The organism is Streptomyces sp. NPDC107498, assembly GCF_055582805.1.
Window position 1 is genome coordinate 8,391 of the sequence record NZ_JBVJPE010000003.1, and the last position, 20,451, is coordinate 28,841.

General features: G+C 71.3%; 18 protein-coding genes and 1 riboswitch. Of the genes, 6 read left to right on the plus strand and 12 right to left on the minus strand.

The window, feature by feature from the left end; genetic code table 11:
• Positions 1 to 75: 75 nt before the first annotated feature.
• From ACZ66Z_RS05775 to ACZ66Z_RS05795, 5 genes are all read right to left on the minus strand, one after another.
• A complete protein-coding gene (locus tag ACZ66Z_RS05775) occupies positions 76 to 1,839 on the minus strand; it encodes an ABC transporter substrate-binding protein (protein WP_469932750.1) in 1,764 nt (587 codons plus the stop codon).
• A gap of 110 nt (positions 1,840 to 1,949) precedes the next feature.
• Positions 1,950 to 2,978, minus strand: a complete 1,029-nt coding sequence (locus tag ACZ66Z_RS05780) for an ABC transporter permease (protein WP_469932751.1) — start codon at positions 2,976 to 2,978, stop codon at positions 1,950 to 1,952.
• 362 nt (positions 2,979 to 3,340) lie between these two features.
• Entirely contained in the window at positions 3,341 to 4,135 is a 795-nt protein-coding gene (locus tag ACZ66Z_RS05785; protein WP_469932752.1) for an enhanced serine sensitivity protein SseB C-terminal domain-containing protein, read from the minus strand.
• Between the two features lie 78 nt (positions 4,136 to 4,213).
• Entirely contained in the window at positions 4,214 to 4,954 is a 741-nt protein-coding gene (locus ACZ66Z_RS05790; protein ID WP_469932753.1) for an enhanced serine sensitivity protein SseB, read from the minus strand.
• 124 nt (positions 4,955 to 5,078) lie between these two features.
• Positions 5,079 to 5,735 (minus strand): AAA family ATPase, encoded by a 657-nt coding sequence (locus ACZ66Z_RS05795; RefSeq protein ID WP_469932754.1) that lies wholly within the window; start codon positions 5,733 to 5,735, stop codon positions 5,079 to 5,081.
• A gap of 160 nt (positions 5,736 to 5,895) precedes the next feature.
• A riboswitch (glycine riboswitch) is annotated at positions 5,896 to 5,995 on the plus strand.
• A gap of 187 nt (positions 5,996 to 6,182) precedes the next feature.
• Here ACZ66Z_RS05795 and gcvT point away from each other — a divergent pair.
• The 4 genes from gcvT (at position 6,183) to ACZ66Z_RS05815 (ending at position 10,592) form a co-directional block, all read left to right on the plus strand.
• A complete protein-coding gene (gene gcvT / locus ACZ66Z_RS05800; RefSeq protein WP_469932755.1) occupies positions 6,183 to 7,307 on the plus strand; it encodes a glycine cleavage system aminomethyltransferase GcvT in 1,125 nt (374 codons plus the stop codon).
• A gap of 77 nt (positions 7,308 to 7,384) precedes the next feature.
• The gene (gcvH, locus tag ACZ66Z_RS05805) at positions 7,385 to 7,762 is read left to right on the plus strand and encodes a glycine cleavage system protein GcvH (RefSeq protein WP_469932756.1); all 378 of its coding nucleotides are present in this window, start codon (positions 7,385 to 7,387) and stop codon (positions 7,760 to 7,762) included.
• Between the two features lie 31 nt (positions 7,763 to 7,793).
• A complete protein-coding gene (gene glyA, locus ACZ66Z_RS05810) occupies positions 7,794 to 9,062 on the plus strand; it encodes a serine hydroxymethyltransferase (RefSeq protein ID WP_469932757.1) in 1,269 nt (422 codons plus the stop codon).
• A gap of 159 nt (positions 9,063 to 9,221) precedes the next feature.
• Positions 9,222 to 10,592, plus strand: coding sequence for an L-serine ammonia-lyase (locus ACZ66Z_RS05815; RefSeq protein WP_469932758.1), 1,371 nt, complete (start codon positions 9,222 to 9,224; stop codon positions 10,590 to 10,592).
• Between the two features lie 73 nt (positions 10,593 to 10,665).
• On the opposite strand, the gene ACZ66Z_RS05820 is transcribed toward ACZ66Z_RS05815, so the two are convergent.
• Positions 10,666 to 10,881, minus strand: a complete 216-nt coding sequence (locus ACZ66Z_RS05820) for an EF-hand domain-containing protein (protein WP_030694068.1) — start codon at positions 10,879 to 10,881, stop codon at positions 10,666 to 10,668.
• A 74-nt stretch (positions 10,882 to 10,955) separates the two neighbouring features.
• Between ACZ66Z_RS05820 and ACZ66Z_RS05825 the strand changes: the two genes are divergently transcribed.
• The gene (locus ACZ66Z_RS05825) at positions 10,956 to 11,594 is read left to right on the plus strand and encodes a GNAT family N-acetyltransferase (protein ID WP_469932759.1); all 639 of its coding nucleotides are present in this window, start codon (positions 10,956 to 10,958) and stop codon (positions 11,592 to 11,594) included.
• A gap of 29 nt (positions 11,595 to 11,623) precedes the next feature.
• On the opposite strand, the gene ACZ66Z_RS05830 is transcribed toward ACZ66Z_RS05825, so the two are convergent.
• The 6 genes from ACZ66Z_RS05830 to ACZ66Z_RS05855 all read right to left on the minus strand — a co-directional run bounded on the left by ACZ66Z_RS05830 (position 11,624) and on the right by ACZ66Z_RS05855 (position 18,071).
• Positions 11,624 to 12,799 carry a YncE family protein gene (locus tag ACZ66Z_RS05830; RefSeq protein WP_469932760.1) on the minus strand — a complete coding sequence of 392 codons (1,176 nt, stop codon included), beginning with the start codon at positions 12,797 to 12,799 and terminating at the stop codon, positions 11,624 to 11,626.
• Complete coding sequence (locus ACZ66Z_RS05835) at positions 12,799 to 13,599, minus strand: polysaccharide deacetylase family protein (protein ID WP_469932761.1); 801 nt, start codon at positions 13,597 to 13,599, stop codon at positions 12,799 to 12,801. The genes ACZ66Z_RS05830 and ACZ66Z_RS05835 overlap by 1 nt, the downstream gene beginning before the upstream one ends.
• Before the next feature lie 381 nt (positions 13,600 to 13,980).
• Positions 13,981 to 14,484, minus strand: a complete 504-nt coding sequence (locus ACZ66Z_RS05840) for an ATP-binding protein (RefSeq protein ID WP_469932762.1) — start codon at positions 14,482 to 14,484, stop codon at positions 13,981 to 13,983.
• A 74-nt stretch (positions 14,485 to 14,558) separates the two neighbouring features.
• Entirely contained in the window at positions 14,559 to 15,326 is a 768-nt protein-coding gene (locus tag ACZ66Z_RS05845) for an enoyl-CoA hydratase/isomerase family protein (protein ID WP_469932763.1), read from the minus strand.
• A gap of 88 nt (positions 15,327 to 15,414) precedes the next feature.
• Positions 15,415 to 16,680, minus strand: a complete 1,266-nt coding sequence (locus ACZ66Z_RS05850; protein WP_469932764.1) for a L,D-transpeptidase — start codon at positions 16,678 to 16,680, stop codon at positions 15,415 to 15,417.
• Positions 16,681 to 16,841: 161 nt separating this feature from the next.
• Positions 16,842 to 18,071 carry a L,D-transpeptidase gene (locus ACZ66Z_RS05855; protein WP_469932765.1) on the minus strand — a complete coding sequence of 410 codons (1,230 nt, stop codon included), beginning with the start codon at positions 18,069 to 18,071 and terminating at the stop codon, positions 16,842 to 16,844.
• A 164-nt stretch (positions 18,072 to 18,235) separates the two neighbouring features.
• On the opposite strand from ACZ66Z_RS05855, the gene glgX reads away from it, so the two are divergent.
• Positions 18,236 to 20,440, plus strand: a complete 2,205-nt coding sequence (gene glgX, locus ACZ66Z_RS05860; RefSeq protein WP_469932766.1) for a glycogen debranching protein GlgX — start codon at positions 18,236 to 18,238, stop codon at positions 20,438 to 20,440.
• The last annotated feature ends 11 nt before the right edge of the window (positions 20,441 to 20,451 follow it).

A 20,451-nucleotide genomic window follows, 5' to 3' on the forward strand; every position in this document is an offset into this window, starting at 1 on the left:
TTCCCCGGCCGCCGGGCGGCCATCACCTGCCCTTCGGACCTGGCGGCGGGTGGTGCGCCGGTGAAGCGGGTCGGATTACTTGACGACGCCGAGCGACGCGTAGTCGTAGCGGCCGTTGTAGGCGTCCGCCGTGTAGACGTTGGTCAGCCGGGAGCTGCGCCAGATGATGTTCTTCTCGTGGGTGAAGGGCAGGTAGACCGCGGCCTCCGACACCTTCGTGTTGATCTGCTTGTAGAGCTCGCCGGCCTTGACCGGGTCGGTCTCCTTCAGCGCCTGGTCGAACAGGCCGTTGACGGCCTTGTCGTTCAGCTCGGAGAAGTTGTTGTTGCCGCTCTGCAGGATGAAGCGGCCGTCGACCAGCGGCTGGAGGAAGCCCTGGCCGGTGGGGAAGTCGGCGCCCCAGCCCATGATGATGATGCCGTAGCCCTTCTCCTTGACCACCTTCGGCGAACCGATGATGCCGGAGGTCTGGGCGCCGTCGAACTGGTCGATCTGGGCGTCGATGCCGACGGCCTTCAGCGACTGCTGGAGGGACTCGGCGGTCGCGATCTCGATCTTCTTGTTGTTGCGGACCGCGATCGTGGTCTTGAAGCCGTTCGGCTTACCGCACTTCTTCAGCGCCTCCTTGGCCTTGGCCAGGTCGGGGGCGCCGGCGAGCTTGCCGTACGGGTCGGCCTTCGGGTCGGCACCCTTGATCGCCGGCGGCAGCATGTTGGCGGCGATGTCGCCACCGGCCTGCGGGCCGCCACGGGCGGTCTGGAGGGACTTCGAGTCGGCGGCGTAGATGATCGCCTTGCGGCACTCGACGTTGGGGATCACCGTCTGCGGGAAGACCGCGTAGCGGATGAAGCCCGTCTGCGGGTTGTCGACGTTGTCCTTGTGCTGCTGGAGCACCTTCTGGCGGGCGGCGGCGCCGACGCCCGTCGCGTTGATGTCGAGGTCGTACTCGCCCTCGACCAGACGGTTGTCCATGTCGTCGGCGTTCGTGGTGAACGTGACGCTGATGCTGTCCGGCAGGGCCTTGCGGACGGTGTCGGACTTGGCGTCCCACTTGTCGTTGCGGACGAGCTTGATGGACTTGTTCGGCGTGTACGACTGCCACTTGTACGGGCCGGAGGAGAAGGGCTTGAGGCCGTACTTGGCCTTGGTGTCCTTGTCCTGGCGGACCGGGGAGGCGGCCGGCATGGCCAGCATCTGCAGGAAGTCGCCGTTGGCGACCGGCAGCTTGAAGACGATGGTCTTGTCGTCCGGGGTCTCGATCGCCTTCAGGCCGAGCTTGTCCGCGGAGGCGTCCTTGTACGGGCCCTTGTACTCGCCCTTGGGGTCGAGGACCTGCTGGAGGTAGATCGGGCCACCGGAGATGACGTCCTGGGCCCAGATGCGCTCGATGCCGTACTTGATGTCCTTGGAGGTGATCGGCTTGCCGTCCTCCCAGGTGATCCCGTCCTTCAGGGTGAAGGTGTAGGTGAGGCCGTCGGCCGAGACCTTGCCGGCGTCGGTGGCGAGGTCGGGGACCAGCTCGGTGGAGGCGGCGCCCGGCTCGGCCTTGAAGGTGACGAGCTGGCGGGTGTAGTAGCGGGCGAAGTCCCACACGAAGCCGTAGTAGCCGCGCTGCGGGTCCCACGAGTCGGCCTCCTGCGAGCCGATGAACTTCAGCTCGCCGCCCTTCTTGGCGGACGCGTTGGCGACCTTGTTGACGGCGGCGTTGAAGCCGGCCGCGCCCGCGCTGCCCTTGCCTCCACCGTCGCCGTTGCCGCCGCCACAGGCGGTCGTGACGACCATCGTGGCCGCGGCAAGCAGCGCGCCCGCGGCGATTCTGCGCTGAGAGCTCTTCAGCATGGGTCCAGCAACCTCCGGGATAGTGGCGGCCGTTACGGCGGTCCGCCGATTGGGGTTCGGCCTCCTGTCGGCAGCGGCAGGGGCGGGTCTTGCGTGTCGTCGGCGAACGGTCAGCGGGAGCCCTTCGGGTCGAGCGCGTCACGCACGCCGTCGCCGAAGAGGTTGAACGCCAGAACGGTGATGAAGATCGCGAGGCCGGGGATCATCATGAACAGAGGATCCGACTCGTAGGTGGTGATGGCCGTCGACAGCATCTGGCCCCAGGAAGCGGTGGGAGGCTTCACACCCGCGCCGAGGAAGCTGAGCGCCGCTTCGGTGAGGATGTTGGTGGGGATCATGAGGGTCGCGTAGACCATGATCGGGGCGATCAGGTTGGGCAGCAGCTCGCGGCGCAGGATGTAGAAGCGGCCGGCGCCCAGGCTCTGGGCGGCCTCGACGTACTCGCGGTTGCGCAGCGAGAGGGTCTGGCCGCGGACGATGCGCCCGACGTACGGCCAGCCGAAGAAGCCGATCACCAGGATGAGGGCGGCGATGCGCACGCCCGATCCGTCCAGGCCGAGGAACTGGTTGGGCAGCACCGAGACCAGGGCGATCGTGAAGAGCAGCTGCGGGAACGCCAGCATCACGTCCATGATCCGGCTGAGGACCGCGTCGATCCAGCCGCCGAAGTAGCCCGCGATGACGCCGAGGATCGTGCCGAGGAAGACGGCGAAGACCGCCGCCAGGAAGGCGACGAGCAGCGAGATCCGGGCGCCGTAGACGATCCGGCTGAAGACGTCGCGGCCGTTGACGGGCTCGACGCCGAAGAGGAAGTCGCCGTTGGCGCCGCCCCAGGAGCCGATCGGCGTGCCGAACAGCGGGTCGATCTGGTCCTCGTGGAACTCGTCCGGCGGGTGGCCCAGGAGGCCCACGATGACCGGTGCGAAGATCGCGACGAGGATCAGGAAGACGACGACGAAGGCGCCCGCGAGGGCCAGTTTGTCGCGCTTGAGGCGGGTCCAGGCGATCTTCCAGGGGGAGCGCCCCTCGATCGCCTTGCCGGGGACGCCGGTGGTGTCCGGGGTGCCGGGAGCGACGGGCGCGCCGTCGACGGTGGCGGTCGCCCCGCCCGCACTCGTCTCGTGCAGTGGTGCCGTCATCGTGGTGAGGACCCCTCTCGGCCGCCGGTAGCCGGCCCTTGCCCGCCGCGGGTAGCGGTTCGGTGGAACAACCTGCTGGACATCGGCTCGAAAGGAACCGAACGCCCTGTGTTCCGGGGAGTCTTCAATGTGCTCGCGATCACCCGCCAGCCCTGACGGGGAATGTTTGCTCAAACGTGATGCGGTGCTGCGACTTCCGTTATCCGGACGTCGTGATCACGTGAGCGGACCAACCGGGTCCCTCTCGCCCGCAATCGGACATGTCGCTCAACTGGTGTCGCGAGCTGCCGAATTGGGGTGAACGAAGGCCTCCGGAGCGGACTCCGGAGGCCTTTGCCGACAAGTGGGGCACGAGGGACGTCTCAGTATCCGGACGGCGCCGACGGGGGGTATCCGTATCCCGGCACGGCGGCGGAGCCGCGTCCGGCGTGCGCCTCGCGGTCGTAGAAGGGGCGCGCGTTCGCCCGCAGCCACAGGGCCACCGGGTCGTACGCGTCGGAGAGGGCGACCGTCGAGACGGGCAGCCCGTCGGGGACGGTGCCGATCGACTGGCGCATCATCGCGCGGACCTCGTCGACGGCCGCCGTGGACGTGTCGTACAGATCGAGGCCGATGGCGAGGTACGGGGAGCCGAGCGCCGGCTGCACCCAGCCGCGGCGCAGCGCCCGGACGGCCGGGGTGCGGTGGGCGTTCTGCGTGAGCAGGGCGTAGAACTGCGGGATCTCCAGGGCGGGCTCGGTGACGCGCAGCGGTCCCGCGGGCATCCGGTCGAGACCGGTGGCGATCCGGCGCAGGTCGGGCCAGGGGATGCCGACGCCGCCGCCGGGAGCGTGCGGATTGAGCCAGACGCCCCAGCGGTCCGGGTAGAGGGCGCGGGCGATGTCGCGGCCGGTGACGAGCTCGTGGGCGCGGTTCCAGCCGGAGGCGGCGAGCTCCTGGGCGGAGGTGACGCACGGCGCGTAGCCGTGGCCGTCGACCTCCATGTTCCCGTACTGGGCGTCGGGCGAGCCGGGGGCGCCCTGCCAGAGCAGCATCCACAGCTCGCCGTCGGCGAGGGCGTGCAACAGCTGCTCGTACGCGTCGTAGCGTCCGGGTGCCACCTGGCGCAGCGTGTGCTCGACCCGTCCTCCGGTCGCAGCGGTGCCTGACGCGCTCACCCTGGGTCCCGCCCCTCTTCCGTCCACCACGTACGTCTGTCCAGCGATCGAGTCAGTTCAGCTTAAGCGGGGTGCCGCTCAGACGCCGCCGCGCTGGTAGAAGGGGCGCACCCGCTCCAGCATCCAGTCGCCGACCGGGTCCTGCGCCATGTCGAGCAGGATGAGGTTGACCGGCCAGGCGACCTCGACCCGACCGAGGGCGCGGCCGAGGGCGTCCAGGGGCGCGGTGCGGTCGGCGCCCTCCCAGTGGGAGAGCTGGACGCCGATGAAGAGGGCGGGCTCGGTGCCCTCGACGCTGGCGAGGGCGCGTCGGGCGGTGGCGACGACGCCGGTGGCCTCGAACTCGGCGGAGGCGGCGGCGAGGAAGTCGACCGGATCGTCCTGCCAGTCGGGCTCGAAGAGCCGGACGCGGCCGCCGCTGGCGGGGCCGTCGAGCGGGGTGCGGCCGACGCGGCAGAGCTCGGCGACGGCGGGCGGGGGCAGCGGGACGCCGACGGCGCCGCCGGGGTTCACGGCGATGCCGAGCTGCGGGGGCAGGCCGCGGGCGAAGTCACGGGCGGGGGCGACGGTGAAGGACATGTGGTCGCCGACGCAGGCGAGGAACTGCTGCTCGGAGCTGAAGACGGGGACGTAGGCCGCGCCGTCGATCTCCATGGTGGCGAGGTCGAGGCCCTGGCTGTCGGGGCCGCCGCCGTTGGGCAGGGGCACCCAGACCGGGCTGCGGCCCAGCACCTCGACGAGGCGGGCCCCCGCCTCGGGGTTGCCCAGTGAGGCGGCAAGGACCTCTTCGAGCTCGTTGCCCGGCCACGTCACGTCCACGGTCGCGTTTCCCCTTCTCGCACGGCCTTCCGCACCGGCCGCCCGGCAGCACCCTAACGCCGCCCCGGCACCGCCGTGGCCAGAAGGGAAGGGTACGGCCGTCCCGGGACGACCGGGACGCCGTTCAGGCGGCCTGTCGGAAGCCGATGCTGCGGAGGGAGTCGGCGGCGGGCCGGTCGAGGAGGGTCACCGAGGCGCAGCCGTGCGGGAGGCTACCGGACTCGACGGCCCGCAGGAGCCGGTCGACGGCCCGCCGGTGGCGCCCGAAGGCGTACGCGGAGACGCCCCGGCCCCGGGCGTGCTGGCCGGCCTTCGCGGTGTCCGGGGTGACGTCGAGGAGGAGCAGGTGCAGGGAGCGGCCGCGCCGGCCCGCCTCGCGGGCGAGCCAGCCCCGCACCCAGGCCTGGGTGCCGCAGTCGTGGACGATCACGCTCGCGCCGGAGCGCAGGGCGCGGCGCAGTGCGGCGTAGTGCGCGATCCGGACCAGGGGGCGGTAGACGGCGTAGGGCAGGAGGCGGGGCATGCGGGCCTCCCAGCGCTCGCGGACGTCCTGGGAGTCGACGGCACCGCCCCGGGCGGCGCGCTTCATCAGGGTGGACTTGCCGCTGCCGGGCAGCCCGGAGACGACGACGAGGTCGCCGGCCGCGAAGGTGAGGGAACGGGGGCCGCGGCCGCCGCGCTCGCGCAGGTCCCGCAGGAGGCGTCCGCGGCTCCGGGCGCGGGCCCGCTGGGACGGTATGCCGGTGCTCGCCGCGTACGCGCCGGTGTGCTGGATCCTCATCGCTCTCCCCCTGTCGGGTCTCAGGAGACCTGAGGAGACCCTTGCCCATGAAGTGTAAAGAAACGGTAATGCGGCGCAAGCGATTTGCCCCGCCGACACCGCGTGCAATGATGTGCGCGCCAGGCGCGCACAGTCGCCGCACAATCGCATACCGGCCGCTCGAATCCGCGCGGGAGAGTTCCGGACCGCCGAGCGCGTCCGGGCGCCGAAGGAGCAAGACCCTCCCTTGAATCTCTCAGGCCCCGTACCGCGTGGATGAGGCAGATCTGAAAAGCGGGACGCCTCACGCGTCCCCACCCAAGGTGCAAGCCGAACTCTCGGTGCCGATCCCTCGGTGACGAGATGCCCTCGGTGAACCTCTCAGGTTCCATGACAGATGGGGAGGACGTCCTCGCCCGTCATGTGTTTTCGTCACCGATCACGCCCTTGGGACCCGGGAGCCACCCCATGAGCACTGCCCCCCGCCTGACCGCCCTCGATGCCCTGCATCGTTCGCTGGGCGCGACCATGACCGACTTCGCCGGCTGGGACATGCCGCTCCGGTACGGCAGCGAGCGCGACGAGCACACCGCCGTCCGCACCAGGGCCGGCCTCTTCGACCTCTCCCACATGGGCGAGATCACCGTCACCGGCCCGCAGGCCGTGGAGCTGCTCGACTTCGCCCTGGTCGGCAACATCTCCACCGTGGGCAACGGCCGCGCCCGCTACACGATGATCTGCCAGGAGGACGGCGGCATCCTCGACGACCTGATCGTCTACCGCCTCGGCGAGACCGAGTACATGGTCGTGGCCAACGCCTCCAACGCCCAGGTCGTCCTGGACGCCCTGACCGAGCGCGCGGCCGGCTTCGACGCCGAGGTCCGCGACGACCGCGACGCGTACGCCCTGATCGCGGTCCAGGGCCCGGAGTCCCCCGGCATCCTGAAGTCGCTCACCGACGCCGACCTGGACGGCCTGAAGTACTACGCCGGCCTGCCCGGCACGGTCGCGGGCGTGCCGGCACTGATCGCCCGCACCGGCTACACCGGCGAGGACGGCTTCGAGCTGTTCCTGAAGCCCGAGCACGCCGAGGGCGTCTGGAAGGCGCTGACCGAGGCGGGCGAGGGCGTCGGCCTGATCCCCTGCGGCCTGTCCTGCCGCGACACGCTCCGCCTGGAGGCGGGCATGCCGCTGTACGGCCACGAGCTGACCACCGCCCTCACCCCCTTCGACGCGGGCCTGGGCCGGGTCGTGAAGTTCGAGAAGACGACCAACGAGGGCCGCTTCGTCGGCCGCGAGGCGCTGGAGAAGGCCGCCGAGCGCGCCGAGACCGCCCCGCCTCGCAAGCTGGTCGGCCTGATCGCCGAGGGCCGCCGTGTCCCGCGCGCCGGCTTCCAGGTCGTCAAGGACGGCGAGGTCATCGGCGAGGTCACCTCCGGCGCCCCGTCCCCGACGCTCGGAAAGCCGATCGCGATGGCGTACGTGGACGCGGCGCACGCCGCGCCCGGCACCCAGGGTGTAGGTGTGGACATTCGCGGCACCCACGAGCCGTACGAGGTCGTGGCGCTGCCCTTCTACAAGCGCCAGAAGTGACGCAGTCGTCTCGTTCCGCGTCTCACCCCGTAAGACCCACGTTCATCAGCACTCCCCCGATCCAGGAGAATCAGGTCATGAGCAACCCCCAGCAGCTGCGCTACACCAAGGAGCACGAGTGGCTGTCGGCCGCCGAGGACGGCGTCGCGACGGTCGGCATCACGGAGTTCGCGGCCAACGCGCTCGGTGACGTCGTCTACGCCCAGCTCCCCGAGGTCGGCGACACCGTCACCGCGGGCGAGACCTGTGGCGAGCTGGAGTCGACGAAGTCGGTCAGCGACCTCTACTCCCCCGTCACGGGCGAGGTCGTCGAGGCCAACCAGGACGTGGTGGACGACCCGTCCCTGGTGAACACGGCTCCGTTCGAGGGTGGCTGGCTGTTCAAGGTGCGCGTCACGGGTGAGCCGGACGAGCTGCTCTCCGCCGACGAGTACACCGCGTTCGCCGGGAACTGAGACCGGGCCCGAGACCCCTAGGGATCGATTCATGTCGCTTCTGAACACTCCCCTCCACGAGCTGGACCCCGACGTCGCCGCCGCCGTCGACGCCGAGCTCCGCCGCCAGCAGTCCACCCTCGAGATGATCGCCTCGGAGAACTTCGCTCCGGTCGCGGTCATGGAGGCCCAGGGCTCCGTCCTCACCAACAAGTACGCCGAGGGCTACCCGGGCCGCCGCTACTACGGCGGCTGCGAGCACGTCGACGTGGCCGAGCAGATCGCCATCGACCGGATCAAGGACCTGTTCGGCGCCGAGTACGCCAACGTCCAGCCGCACTCCGGCGCCTCCGCGAACCAGGCCGCCCTCTTCGCGATCGCCCAGCCCGGCGACACGATCCTGGGTCTGGACCTGGCGCACGGCGGTCACCTCACCCACGGCATGCGCCTGAACTTCTCCGGCAAGCAGTTCAACGTGGTCGCGTACCACGTGGACGAGGCCGGTCTGGTCGACATGGCCGAGGTCGAGCGCCTCGCCAAGGAGCACCGCCCGAAGGTGATCATCGCCGGCTGGTCGGCGTACCCGCGTCAGCTGGACTTCGCCGAGTTCCGCCGGATCGCCGACGAGGTCGAGGCCTACCTGTGGGTCGACATGGCCCACTTCGCGGGCCTCGTGGCCGCGGGCCTGCACCCGAACCCGGTCGAGTACGCGGACGTGGTGACCTCCACCACGCACAAGACGCTCGGCGGCCCGCGCGGCGGCATCATCCTCGCGAAGAAGGAGTTCGCGAAGAAGCTGAACTCCTCGGTCTTCCCCGGTTTCCAGGGCGGCCCGCTGGAGCACGTGATCGCGGCCAAGGCCGTCTCCTTCAAGGTCGCGGCCTCGGAGGAGTTCAAGGAGCGCCAGCAGCGCACCCTGGACGGCGCCCGCGCACTGGCCGAGCGCCTGGTTCAGGACGACGTCACCGCCCACGGCGTCTCCGTCCTGTCCGGCGGCACGGACGTGCACCTGGTCCTGGTGGACCTGCGCGACTCCGAGCTCGACGGCCAGCAGGCCGAGGACCGCCTCCACGAGGTCGGCATCACGGTCAACCGGAACGCCGTTCCGAACGACCCGCGCCCGCCGATGGTCACCTCCGGTCTGCGCATCGGCACCCCGGCGCTCGCGACCCGCGGCTTCCGGGCCGAGGACTTCGCCGAGGTCGCCGACGTCATCGCGGAGACCCTGAAGCCGGACTTCGACGCCGACAAGGCCGCGGCCCTCAAGGCCCGGGTGACCGCGCTCGCGGACAAGCACCCGCTGTACCCCGGCCTGAAGTAATTTCGTACGCTTTAGTTCCGGTTTCATTCGGACGAAGCTCCGGGGCACCGCGCACACTGGACAGTGGGCACGGTGCCCCGCCCCATGCCAGCCCTCCTCCGCGCTTTTCTGCTCCACCCCGGCAGACAACGGCGTCTAGCCCCCACAAGGAGTCCTTCCGTGGCCATCTCGGTCTTCGACCTGTTCTCGATCGGCATCGGTCCGTCGAGCTCCCACACGGTGGGCCCCATGAGGGCTGCCCGGATGTTCGCCCGCCGCCTGAAGAACGAGGGCCTGCTCACCCACACGGCGTCGATACGGGCGGAGCTGTACGGCTCGCTCGGCGCGACCGGCCACGGCCACGGCACCCCGAAGGCCGTCCTGCTCGGCCTGGAGGGCAACTCGCCGCGCACGGTCGACGTGGAGAGCGCCGACGACGAGTTCGAGCGGATCAAGGCGAGCGGCCGGATCAACCTGCTCGGCGCGCACGAGATCCCCTTCTCGTTCGACGACGACCTGGTCCTGCACCGCCGCAAGGCGCTGCCGTACCACGCCAACGGCATGACGGTCTTCGCGTACGACGCCGAGGGCGGCCTCGTCCTGGAGAAGACGTACTACTCGGTCGGCGGCGGCTTCGTCGTCGACGAGGACGCGGTGGCCGGCGAGAACCCGATCATCCCGGACGACACCGTGCTGAAGTACCCCTTCCGCACCGGTGACGAGCTGCTCCGCCTCACCAAGGAGACCGGCCTGTCGATCTCCTCCCTGATGCTGGAGAACGAGAAGGCCTGGCGCACGGAGGAGGAGATCCGCGCGGGCCTGCTGGAGATCTGGCGGGTCATGCAGGCCTGCGTCTCGCGCGGCATGTCCCGCGAGGGCATCCTGCCCGGCGGCCTGAAGGTCCGCCGCCGCGCCGCGACCTCCGCCCGCAAGCTGCGCTCCGAGGGCGATCCGACGGCCCACGCGATGGAGTGGATCACCCTCTACGCGATGGCCGTGAACGAGGAGAACGCGGCGGGCGGCCGGGTGGTCACCGCCCCGACGAACGGCGCGGCCGGCATCATCCCCGCCGTCCTGCACTACTACATGAACTTCGTCCCGGGCGCGGACGAGGACGGCATCGTCCGCTTCCTCCTCGCGGCCGGCGCGGTCGGCATGCTCTTCAAGGAGAACGCCTCGATCTCCGGTGCCGAGGTCGGCTGCCAGGGCGAGGTCGGCTCGGCCTGCTCGATGGCGGCCGGCGCGCTCGCCGAGGTCCTCGGCGGCTCCCCGGAGCAGGTGGAGAACGCGGCCGAGATCGGCATGGAGCACAACCTGGGTCTGACCTGCGACCCGGTCGGCGGCCTGGTGCAGATCCCGTGCATCGAGCGCAACGGCATGGCGGCGGTCAAGGCCGTCACGGCGGCGAAGATGTCGATGCGCGGCGACGGCAGCCACCTGGTCTCCCTCGACAAGGTCATCAAGACCATGAAGGAGACGGGCGCCGACATGAGCGTCAAGTACAAGGAGACCGCGCGCGGCGGTCTCGCGGTGAACATCATCGAGTGCTGAACCGTTCACCCACGAGGAACGGCCCGTCCCGGGAGCCCCGGGACGGGCCGTTCCCTTCCGCCGGGCGGGAAGGTCAGGCCTTGTTCAGGTGACCCCAGAACTCGTCCCAGGACAGCACCCCGTCCCCGTTGTCGTCGCGCTGCTTGATGAGCGCCTCGGCGACCGTCTCGGTGACGTGGAAGTCGCCCAGCTGCGCCATGACGTGCTTGTACTCCGCGGCGGTGATGAAGCCGTCGCCGTCCACGTCGAACTTGTTGAATGCCGTACGTGCCGACTCGATGTCCGCCACTGCTTCCGCCCCTTCTCGGTGCTGTTCTGTCGGGGGTCAGATTAGCTGGCCCGCCGCTGCCCGATGATGGGGGTATGAGCAGTGATGTGGCGGAGCTCCTGGCGGCGGCGGCGCGCGGGGCGTTCCCGCCCCCGGACGGTTCGACGACGGTGGTGCCGCAGCCGGGCGCCCGGGACACGGGGGTGCTCGCCTTCACCGCCCACTCGGTGGTCTTCACGGACGCCGACCCGGAATGGGTGCGGGCCACGCTCGCGGCCACGCCGGGCGACCCGCTCGCGGCGAGCATGAACCCGGCCTTCCTGCTCGCGCTGATGGCCCGCACCGGCCGGCACATGAACACCGTCGACCTGCTCACGGTGGCGGACGCGCTGCCGGGCCCTCCCCCGCTGGAGCTCCGCGAGATCGACGCCCCGGGGCACCCGCGGGTGGCGCGGGCGCTGAGGTTCCGCGACGACGTCCGGGTGTGGGCGGCGGACGGCGGTGTCCTCGTCCTGGGCCGGGGCGTGGCGGGCCGCTGGGAGACGGCGATCGAGGTGGACGAGGAGGTGCGCCACCGGGGGCTGGGGCGGGCCCTGGCGACGGCGGCCCGCCACCTCGTCCCGGGCGAGGTGGTGTGGGCCCAGCAGTCCCCGGGCAACGCCCGCAGCGTCCGCGTCTTCCAGGCGGCGGGCTACCGCCCGGTGGCCTCGGAGGCGCTCCTGATCGCCGACTGAGCGACTGCCGGACGAGCCGGCCGGGCCCGCTACCGGAAGATGCCCGTGTGGCCGAGGGAGTAGCGGCCCGGCTGGGGGTAGACGGCGAGGCCGTGGGGGCCGCTGCCGACGGGGATGCGGGCGAGCTGCTTGCCGGTGGTGGTGTCGATCGCGTACACCTCGGAGTCGTAGCGTCCGGAGAGCCACAGGACCTTGCCGTCGGCGGAGACGCCGCCCATGTCCGGGGAGCCGCCGCCCGGGAGCCACCACTTCTTGGTGAGCTTGTTCTGCTGGAAGTCGAAGACGGAGACCGAGCCCTCGCCGCGGTTGGAGACGTACATCTCGCGCGAGTCGCGGCCGACGTAGAGGCCGTGGCAGCCCTTGCCGGTGGGGAGCAGGGTGGGGGTGGTGAACTTCTCGCCGTCCAGGACCCACATGCCGTGGGCCATCATGTCGGCGACGTAGAAGGTCTTGCCGTCCGGGGAGATCTTCACGTCCTGCGGCATGGCGCCCTCCAGGGGCAGTTTCTGCTGGCCGATCACCTCCATCTTCTCGGTGTCGACCTTGAGGAGTTCGCCGGAGAACTCGCAGGAGACGACGAAGTAGCGGCCGTCGGCGGAGAAGTCGGCGTGGTTGACGCCGTAACAGCTGACGGGGACGGACTTCTTCCGTTCCATGGTGTGCGGGTCGCGGAAGACGAGTTCGCGGTCGAGCGAGGCCATGACGACGGCGTACTTGCCGTTGGGCGTGAAGTAGAGGTTGTACGGGTCGTGGACCTCGACGGGCTTGCCGGCGACGCCGGTGGCCGGGTCGATGGGGGTGAGCGTGTGGCCCCGGTCGTTGTTGACCCAGAGGGTCTTCATGTCCCAGGAGGGGACGACGTGCTGGGGCTGGAGGCCGACCGGGATGGTCTCGACGACCTGGTAGGTCGCGGGGTCGATGACGGAGACGGTGTTGGAGTTGGTGTTGGGGACGTAGACCCGGGAGGGGAAGTTCCGCACCACCGGGGAGAGGCGGTTCGGCCGGTCGGCGGCGTAGACGTCGTGCGGGTCGAGCAGGGGCGGCATGCCCGGGAGCCCGGCGGGGGCGGTGTCCCGCTCGGGCACGGCGGCGGCCTTCTTCACGGGGGCGGCGCCCTCGGGGTGGTTCGCGGTGCCGCAGCCGGCGAGGGCGACGAGGAGGGCGGCGGCGAGGAGGGTCCTGGATCTCTTCTTGAGGTTTGCCATCAGCTCAGCAGCTCCGTGGTGGTGACCGCGCTCAGGCCGCGGCGGTCGAGATCGGCGAGGAGGAGGGGCAGCGCGGCGGCGGTGTCCGGGTAGCCGAAGTGCAGGCTGACGACGGATCCGGCGCGGACCGGCCCGGTGACATTGCGGACGACGGCCGCGCTGCCGGGCGAGGTGAAGTCGAGGGAGTCGACGTCGTACGAGAGGACGTGCGGGTACCCGGCGCGGCGGGCGGCACGCAGGACGGCGGGGGCGGCGTTCCGGGTGCGGGAGGGGCGGAACCAGGTGCCGACGGAGCCGGTGAGCCGGCGCAGCCGGGCGGCGCAGGCCTCGATCTCGGCGAGGGCCCGGGCCTCGGTCATGGCGTTGACGTCGATGTGGTGCTGGGTGTGGTTGCCGAGGTCGTGGCCGCCGTCGAGGACGCGGCGGGCCATGTCGGGGTGCTGGTCGAGCCAGCTGCCGACGGCGAGGACGGTGACGCGGGCGCCGGCCTTCTCCGCCTGGGCGAGGAGCCTTCGGGCGAGGGCGGGGTCGCCCTGGCCGTGGAAGGTGAGGGCGACCCGGGGCCGGTCACGGGGGCCGTGGGCGATCTCGTCCGGCTGCCCGGGGAAGCGGCGGGGGGCCGGAGCGGCGACGGGCACGGCGACGGGACGGCGCCCGGCGGCCGGATGGTCCCCGGCGGCCGGATGGTCCCCGGCGACGGGGGCGGGGCGGGGTTCCGTGCCGCAGGCGGTGGAGAGGGCTCCCGCGAGGGCGGCGGCCGCGCCCGCGCGGAGGGCTCCTCGGCGGTCGGTCGGCTTCACGCGACCATTCAAGGGGGGCGACGCCCGATTGATGCCGATTAGGCCAATTCAGGACGTTTGCAGTAACACGCCAGAAGTCCAGCATGCGGACGAGCCCCAGAAACACCCGGCGAACCGCATAGTCATTCACTGTTTACAAGGTGAGTGCTCCATGTCACCAACGATTCATAATTGAACTGTCCACCTTTGCCCCATATTGCACCAGTAGGGGCTTTTGGCGACGAGGCCCTCTGTCTGTCATAGTCGGAGACACGACCCCCATTGACCCGGGCCAGGTCGACAGAGCGGCCGTGGATACACCCCCCCGTCCACGGCGCACCACACGAAAGCCCCCACGCGCCTCACCTCGGCGCACGGGGGCTTCCGTGCGTCCGGGGCGCGTCAGCGGTCCGACACCCGCATCTCGAACCAGGTCGTCTTGCCGCGCGGCGCCAGGTCCACGCCCCAGCGGTCGGCCAGCTTGTCGACGAGGAAGAGCCCGCGGCCGCTGATGTCGAGCTCGTGCACCGGCATCAGACAGGGCAGCCCCCGCGAGGGGTCGCGCACCTCGATCCGGATCCAGCCGCGGCGCCGCTGCAACCGCAGCGCGAACACGCGGGCGCCGGTGTGCCGGACGGCGTTCCCGACGAGCTCCGAGACGAGGAGCACCGCGTGCTCGGCGAGCTGCGGGCCCAGCGCCCACTGCCGCAGCAGGACGTGCTGGGTGAGCCTGCGGGCCACCCACGCGGACTCGGGACGGGACGGCAGCCGGACGTCCTCCTCGGCCGGGTTGCCGTACAACTCCACTGCCTCGGCGGCCTGTTCGTCGTCCGCGGCCGGTGTCCACCGCGATGCGGCGGCGCTCGCGCGCTGCCGCGGTTGTTCCCTACCCTCCAGGCCCGCCATGCCCCCATCATGGCCGCACGGGACCCTCCGCGGGGGCCGTTCCGATGGAATCGGCCCCCGTCCGTGAAGGATCGTCAGGCGAACTTCGCCTTCCCCGGGCCCTCCTCGACGAAGCTGCGCATCCCGGTCTCGCGGTCCTCGGTCGCGAAGAGGCCGGCGAACCAGGTGCGCTCGATGGCGAGACCGGTGTCGATGTCGGCCTCCAGGCCCTGGTCGATCGCCTCCTTCGCGGCCCGCAGGGCGACGGCCGGCCCCTGCGCCAGCCTGGCGGCCCAGGCGTGCGCCTGCTCGTACACCTCGGCGGCCGGGACGACCCGGTCGACCAGACCGAGCGTCAGGGCCTCGTCGGCCTTCACCATGCGGCCGGTGAAGATGAGGTCCTTGGCCTTGGAGGGGCCGACGAGCCGGGACAGGCGCTGGGTGCCGCCCGCGCCGGGGATCAGGCCGAGGAGGATCTCCGGCTGGCCCAGCTTGGCGTTGTCGGCGGCGATCCGGTAGTCGGCGCAGAGCGCGAGCTCGCAGCCGCCGCCGAGCGCGTAACCGGTGATCGCGGCGACGACCGGCTTCGGGATGCGGGCGACGGCGGTGAAGGAGTCCTGAAGGGCGCGCGAGCGCTTGACCATGGCCACGTGGTCCATGACCTGCATCTCCTTGATGTCCGCACCGGCCGCGAACACCTTCTCGCCGCCGTAGAGGACCACGGCCCGCACGTCGTCGCGGTCGGTCGCCTCCTGGGCCAGCTCGCGCAGCCGGTCCTGGGTGGCGACGTCCAGGGCGTTCATCGGGGGGCGGTCGAGGCGGATCGTGCCGACGCCTTCGGCGACTTCGAGGTTCACAGTCATGGGGGAAAGGTTAGTGGCCGTTAACGGAAGGGGGCCCGGTGCTGTTGCTCACAGCACCGGGCCCCTCAGGCGACGTCCGACGGGAGATCTAGGCGATCCACTCCGACCAGTCCATGTTCCAGCCGTTGAGGCCGTTCTCCGGAGTGATCTGCTTGTCCTTGGAGTTCTTCACGATGACGACGTCGCCGATGATCGAGCGGTCGTAGAACCAGGCGGCCGGCGTCGAGCTGTCGCCCGCGCCCCGCGCGTCCTCCAGGCCGACGCAGCCGTGGCTGACGTTGGTGGAGCCGAAGGTGGAGGACGGCGCCCAGTAGTTGCCGTGGACGAAGGTGCCCGAGTTGGACAGGCGCATCGCGTGCGGCACGTCCTTGATGTCGTACTCGCCGCCGAAGCCGACCGTGGCCCCGTTCATGCGGGTCACCTGGTACTTCTCGCTGATGACCATCTGACCGTTGTACGTGGTCGTGGACGGCGCGCCCGCGGTGATCGGCAGCGTCTTGATGATCGCGCCGTCCCGCTCGACCTTCATCGTCTTGGCGCTCGCGTCGACGGTGGAGACCTGACGGCGGCCGATGGTGAAGGAGATCGACTTCTTCTGCTTGCCGTAGACGCCGGGGCGGCCCTCGACGCCGTCCAGGTTCAGTTCGACCGTGACCTTGGTGCCGGCGGCCCAGTAGTCCTTCGGACGGAAGTCGAGGCGGTCGTTGCCGAACCAGTGGCCCTCGATCCGGACGGCCGGGACGGCCGTCACCTTGATGGCCTTCTCGACGGCCTCGGGATCGGTGATGCCCCGGCTGAAGTTGACGGAGACCGGCATGCCGACGCCGACGGTCGAACCGTCCTCGGGCGTGTACTGGCCGATGAAGGTGTTCTTCGGGACCAGCGTGGTGAAGGTGGTGTCCTTCGCCGACTCGCGGCCCTCGGAGTCCTTCGCGATCGCGTGGACCTTGTACTGGGTGGCCGCGGCCAGGTGCGCGCTCGGCGACCAGCTGACGCCGTCCGCGGCGATCCGGCCCTCGACCTTGTCGCCCTTGGAGTCGGCGACCTCGACCGTGGTCAGCTTGCCCTGCGCCGCGGTGATCTTGAGGGCGCCGCTGGTGGCGACCGAGTCGGCACCGTCCTTCGGAAGGATCGTCACGACCGCCTGGGAGGCCGCGTTCTCCTGCTTGCCGCCGCCCTGGGCCGCCGGTCCCTGTCCCCCCGCACCGCCGCCGGTGGCGGTCTCACCGCCGCCGCAGGCGGTCAGGACCAGGAGCAGCGCCCCCGCCGCCAGGGCCTGCAGCCCGACGCCCCCGCGTCGGCCGCGCCGCCCCGTCGCCCCTACCGATGCCCCCGATATCGGCTGCCCGTTCACTGTGGTCTTCTCCCCTCGCACGGCCTGGCAACGCCACGGCCCCACCCCCGTGCGCATCCACTCGCGCACACAGCGCTAGACAATCACACCGCAGGACACGAAAGATCCTCGCGAATGTCACCGTTCGGCACCAGTCGGCGTGATACGGGGGCCACCCCGGTTCACAGCAGCGCGGAGCCCGCCTTCCACCGGTTCCAGTCCAGGTTCCAGCCGCCGAGGCCGTTGTCGGGAGCGACCTCCTTGTCCCGGGAGTTGACCACCTCCACCACGTCGCCGATCAGCGTCCGGTCGAAGAACCAGCCCGCGGGCGAGTCCGCGCTGCCGCCCTTCTCGTCACGGAGGCCCACGCAGCCGTGGCTGACGTTGGCGGAGCCGAAGGTGGAGGCCGCCGCCCAGTAGTTGCCGTGCAGGAAGGTCCCCGAGTCGGTCAGGCGCATCGCGTGCGGCACGTCCTTGATGTCGTACTCGCCGCCGAACCCGACCGTCCTGCCGTCCATCCGGGTCACGTCGTACAGCTCGGTCACGACCATCTTCCCGTTGTACGTCGTGGTCTTCGGCGCGCCCGCGGTGACCGGCAGCGTGGCGAGCACCCGGCCGTCGCGCCGGACCTCCATCGTGTGCTCCTCGGCGTCGACCAGGGAGACCTGGGAGCGGCCGACGGTGAAGCCGACCTTCTTGCGCTGGATGCCGTACACCCCGGGCGCCCCCTCGACGTCCCGCAGGGCGAGCTCGACGGTCACCTTCGTGCCGGGCCGCCAGTACGCGGCGGGCCGGAAGTCGAGCCGCTCCTTGCCGAACCAGTGGCCGACGACCTCCACCGGCGGGTCCGAGGTGACGCGGACGGCCCGCTCGACCTCGGCCCGGTTCTCGATCGGCCGGTTGAAGCCGAAGGAGACGATCATTCCGGTGCCGACCGTGGAACGGTTCTCCGGTTTGAAGTAGCCGATGAAGCGGGACCCGGGGACGACGGTGGTGAAGGTGGTGTGCCGGGCCGAGCGGCGCCCGTGCCCGTCGAGCGCGACCGCGTCCACGCTGTACTTGGCGGCCAGCGCGAGCCGGGTTCCCGGCCGGGGCCGCCAGCGCAGCCCGTCCGCCGAGACCTCCCCGGCGACCTCGGCCCGCAGGCCGTCCTCGACCTGCACGACCGTCACCCGTTCGAGGCGCCCGCTGTCCACCTTCACCTCGACGGGCCCGCCGGCCGGCACCGCCCGGCTGCCGTCCTCCGGGCTCACCCGGATGACGTCGCCCGGGGCCCGCGCCTTGCCCGGCATGCCGATGCCGACGCCCCCCTCGCCGTCCGCCCCGGTGCAGCCCGCGAGGGCCGTCGCAAGCCCCGCCACCAGTCCCGTCACCACGAGGGCCCGCCTCGCCCGCTCCCATACAAGTGTCACGCCCGGCCCAACGACGGCCACCCTCCAGGGGAAACGTGCGTGCGGGTCATGTTGGGAGCACGGCGGTGCGGGCAGAACAGGGGGAGAACCACGCGGGGGAGCGGCGGCCGGGACGCCGCCGCTCCCCCGGGTGCGGGCCCGACGAGCCGCGGGAGGCCGGGACGGTGGCGAGCGCAGCCGAGCAGGAGGCGGTGACCGAGCGTGCCCTGGAGCGGGCCGGGCCACCGGTGTGGCCGGGGGCGCCGACGCCCCTGGGGGCCCGCTGCCGGGTCGGCCCCGGCGGGGTGGCGGGCACCAACTTCGCCCTGTGGGCGGGCGGGGCGGAGGCCGTGGAGCTGTGCCTCTTCGACGCCGACGGCACGGAGACGCGGCTCCGGCTGGCCGAACTGACGCACGAGATCTGGCACGGCTTCGTGCCGGGCGTCGGGCCGGGTCAGCGGTACGGCTACCGGGTGCACGGTCGCTGGGACCCGTGGACGGGCGCCCGCTGGAACCCGGCGAAGCTGCTCCTCGACCCGTACGCCCGGGCCGTCGACGGCGACTTCGCGGCGCTGCCCCCGGAGGCGTACGGGCACGTCCGGGACTGGCCGCAGCAGCACGTGGCCGACACCGTCCGGGACGAGCGGGACTCCGCACCGCACGTCCCCAAGGGGGTCGTCGTCCACGACGACGACGACTGGTCCGACGACCGCAGACCCAAGACGCCCTGGCAGGACTCGGTCATCTACGAGCTGCACGTCAAGGGCTTCACGAAACTGCACCCCGGCATCCCGGAGCACCTGCGGGGCACGTACGCGGGGCTCGCGCACCCCGCCGCGATCGACCACCTCGTACGCCTCGGGGTGACGGCGGTCGAGCTGCTGCCGGTCCACCAGTTCGCGCACGAGGACCACCTCCTGCGGCGCGGGCTGCGCAACTACTGGGGCTACAACTCGATCGGCTACTTCGCCCCGCACGCCGGCTACTCCGCCTCGGGGACGACCGGGCAGCAGGTCGGCGAGTTCAAGCGGATGGTGCGGGCGCTGCACGCGGCCGGGATCGAGGTCATCCTCGACGTCGTCTACAACCACACGGCGGAGGCCGGCGAGCTCGGCCCCACCCTCTCCCTGAAGGGCATCGACAACCGCGGCTACTACCGGCTCCAGTCCGACGCCCGCCGGTACGCCGACTACACGGGCTGCGGCAACACCCTGCACGTCGTGCAGCCGCAGGTCCTCCGCCTCATCACCGACTCCCTGCGCTACTGGGTGACCGAGATGGGCGTCGACGGCTTCCGCTTCGACCTGGCGGCGGCCCTGGCCCGCTCGATGCACGACGTCGACATGCTGTCCCCCTTCCTGGCGGTGATCGCCCAGGACCCGGTCCTGCGCCGGGTCAAGCTGATCGCCGAACCGTGGGACGTCGGCAACGGCGGCTACCAGGTCGGCGCCTTCCCGCCCCTCTGGACCGAGTGGAACGACCGCTACCGGGACGCCGTCCGGGACTTCTGGCGCGGGGCGCTGCCCGACGTGCGGGACCTCGGCTACCGGCTGTCCGGCTCCAGCGACCTGTACGCCTGGGGCGGGCGCCGGCCGTACGCCTCGGTCAACTTCGTCACCGCCCACGACGGCTTCACCCTGCGCGACCTCGTCACGTACGAACGCAAGCACAACGAGGCCAACGGCGAGGGCAACCGGGACGGCACCCACGACAACCGCTCCTGGAACTGCGGCGCGGAGGGCGAGACCGACGACCCCGGGATCACCTCCCTCCGCCTCCGCCAGCAGCGCAACCTCCTCACCACCCTGCTCCTCTCCACCGGCGTCCCGATGCTCGTCGCCGGCGACGAGATGGGCCGCACCCAGGGCGGCAACAACAACGCCTACTGCCAGGACAACGAGCTCGGCTGGCTCGACTGGTCGCTCCCGGACGACCCCGGCCGGGCCGACCTGCTCGCCCTCGCCCGCCGGCTCCTCTCCCTCCGCCACCGCCATCCGGTGCTGCGCCGCCGGGCCTTCTTCTCCGGCCGGCCGCAGGCCGCGGACGGCCTGCGGGACCTGGCCTGGTTCACCGCCGAGGGCGCCGAGATGACGGAGCGGGACTGGTACGCGCCGACGGCCACGCTCGGCCTCTACCTGTCGGGCCGCGACATCCCGGGGCGGGACGCGCGGGGCGAGCAGATCACCGACGACAGCTTCCTCGCCGTCCTCCACGCCGGCCACCTCCCCCTGGAGTTCCGGCTGCCGGGCCCGCCGTGGGCGGAGTCGTACGAGCTGGTCGTGGACACGGCCCGGGAGGACCAGTCACGCGCGCCGGGCACGGAGCACCCGGGCGGCGGGACGATCACGGTGGGGGCCCGGTCGGTGGTGCTGCTGCGGGTGGGGGCGTGAGGGGGCGGGGC

Coding starts and splice junctions, on each gene's coding strand:
- ACZ66Z_RS05775 (WP_469932750.1), bottom strand. CDS start 1,839: ATGCTGAAGAGCTCTCAGCGCAGAATCGCCGCGGGCGCGCTGCTTGCC.
- ACZ66Z_RS05780 (WP_469932751.1), bottom strand. CDS start 2,978: ATGACGGCACCACTGCACGAGACGAGTGCGGGCGGGGCGACCGCCACC.
- ACZ66Z_RS05795 (WP_469932754.1), bottom strand. CDS start 5,735: ATGAGGATCCAGCACACCGGCGCGTACGCGGCGAGCACCGGCATACCG.
- gcvT (WP_469932755.1), top strand. CDS start 6,183: ATGAGCACTGCCCCCCGCCTGACCGCCCTCGATGCCCTGCATCGTTCG.
- gcvH (WP_469932756.1), top strand. CDS start 7,385: ATGAGCAACCCCCAGCAGCTGCGCTACACCAAGGAGCACGAGTGGCTG.
- glyA (WP_469932757.1), top strand. CDS start 7,794: ATGTCGCTTCTGAACACTCCCCTCCACGAGCTGGACCCCGACGTCGCC.
- ACZ66Z_RS05825 (WP_469932759.1), top strand. CDS start 10,956: ATGAGCAGTGATGTGGCGGAGCTCCTGGCGGCGGCGGCGCGCGGGGCG.
- ACZ66Z_RS05830 (WP_469932760.1), bottom strand. CDS start 12,799: ATGGCAAACCTCAAGAAGAGATCCAGGACCCTCCTCGCCGCCGCCCTC.
- ACZ66Z_RS05840 (WP_469932762.1), bottom strand. CDS start 14,484: ATGGCGGGCCTGGAGGGTAGGGAACAACCGCGGCAGCGCGCGAGCGCC.
- ACZ66Z_RS05845 (WP_469932763.1), bottom strand. CDS start 15,326: ATGACTGTGAACCTCGAAGTCGCCGAAGGCGTCGGCACGATCCGCCTC.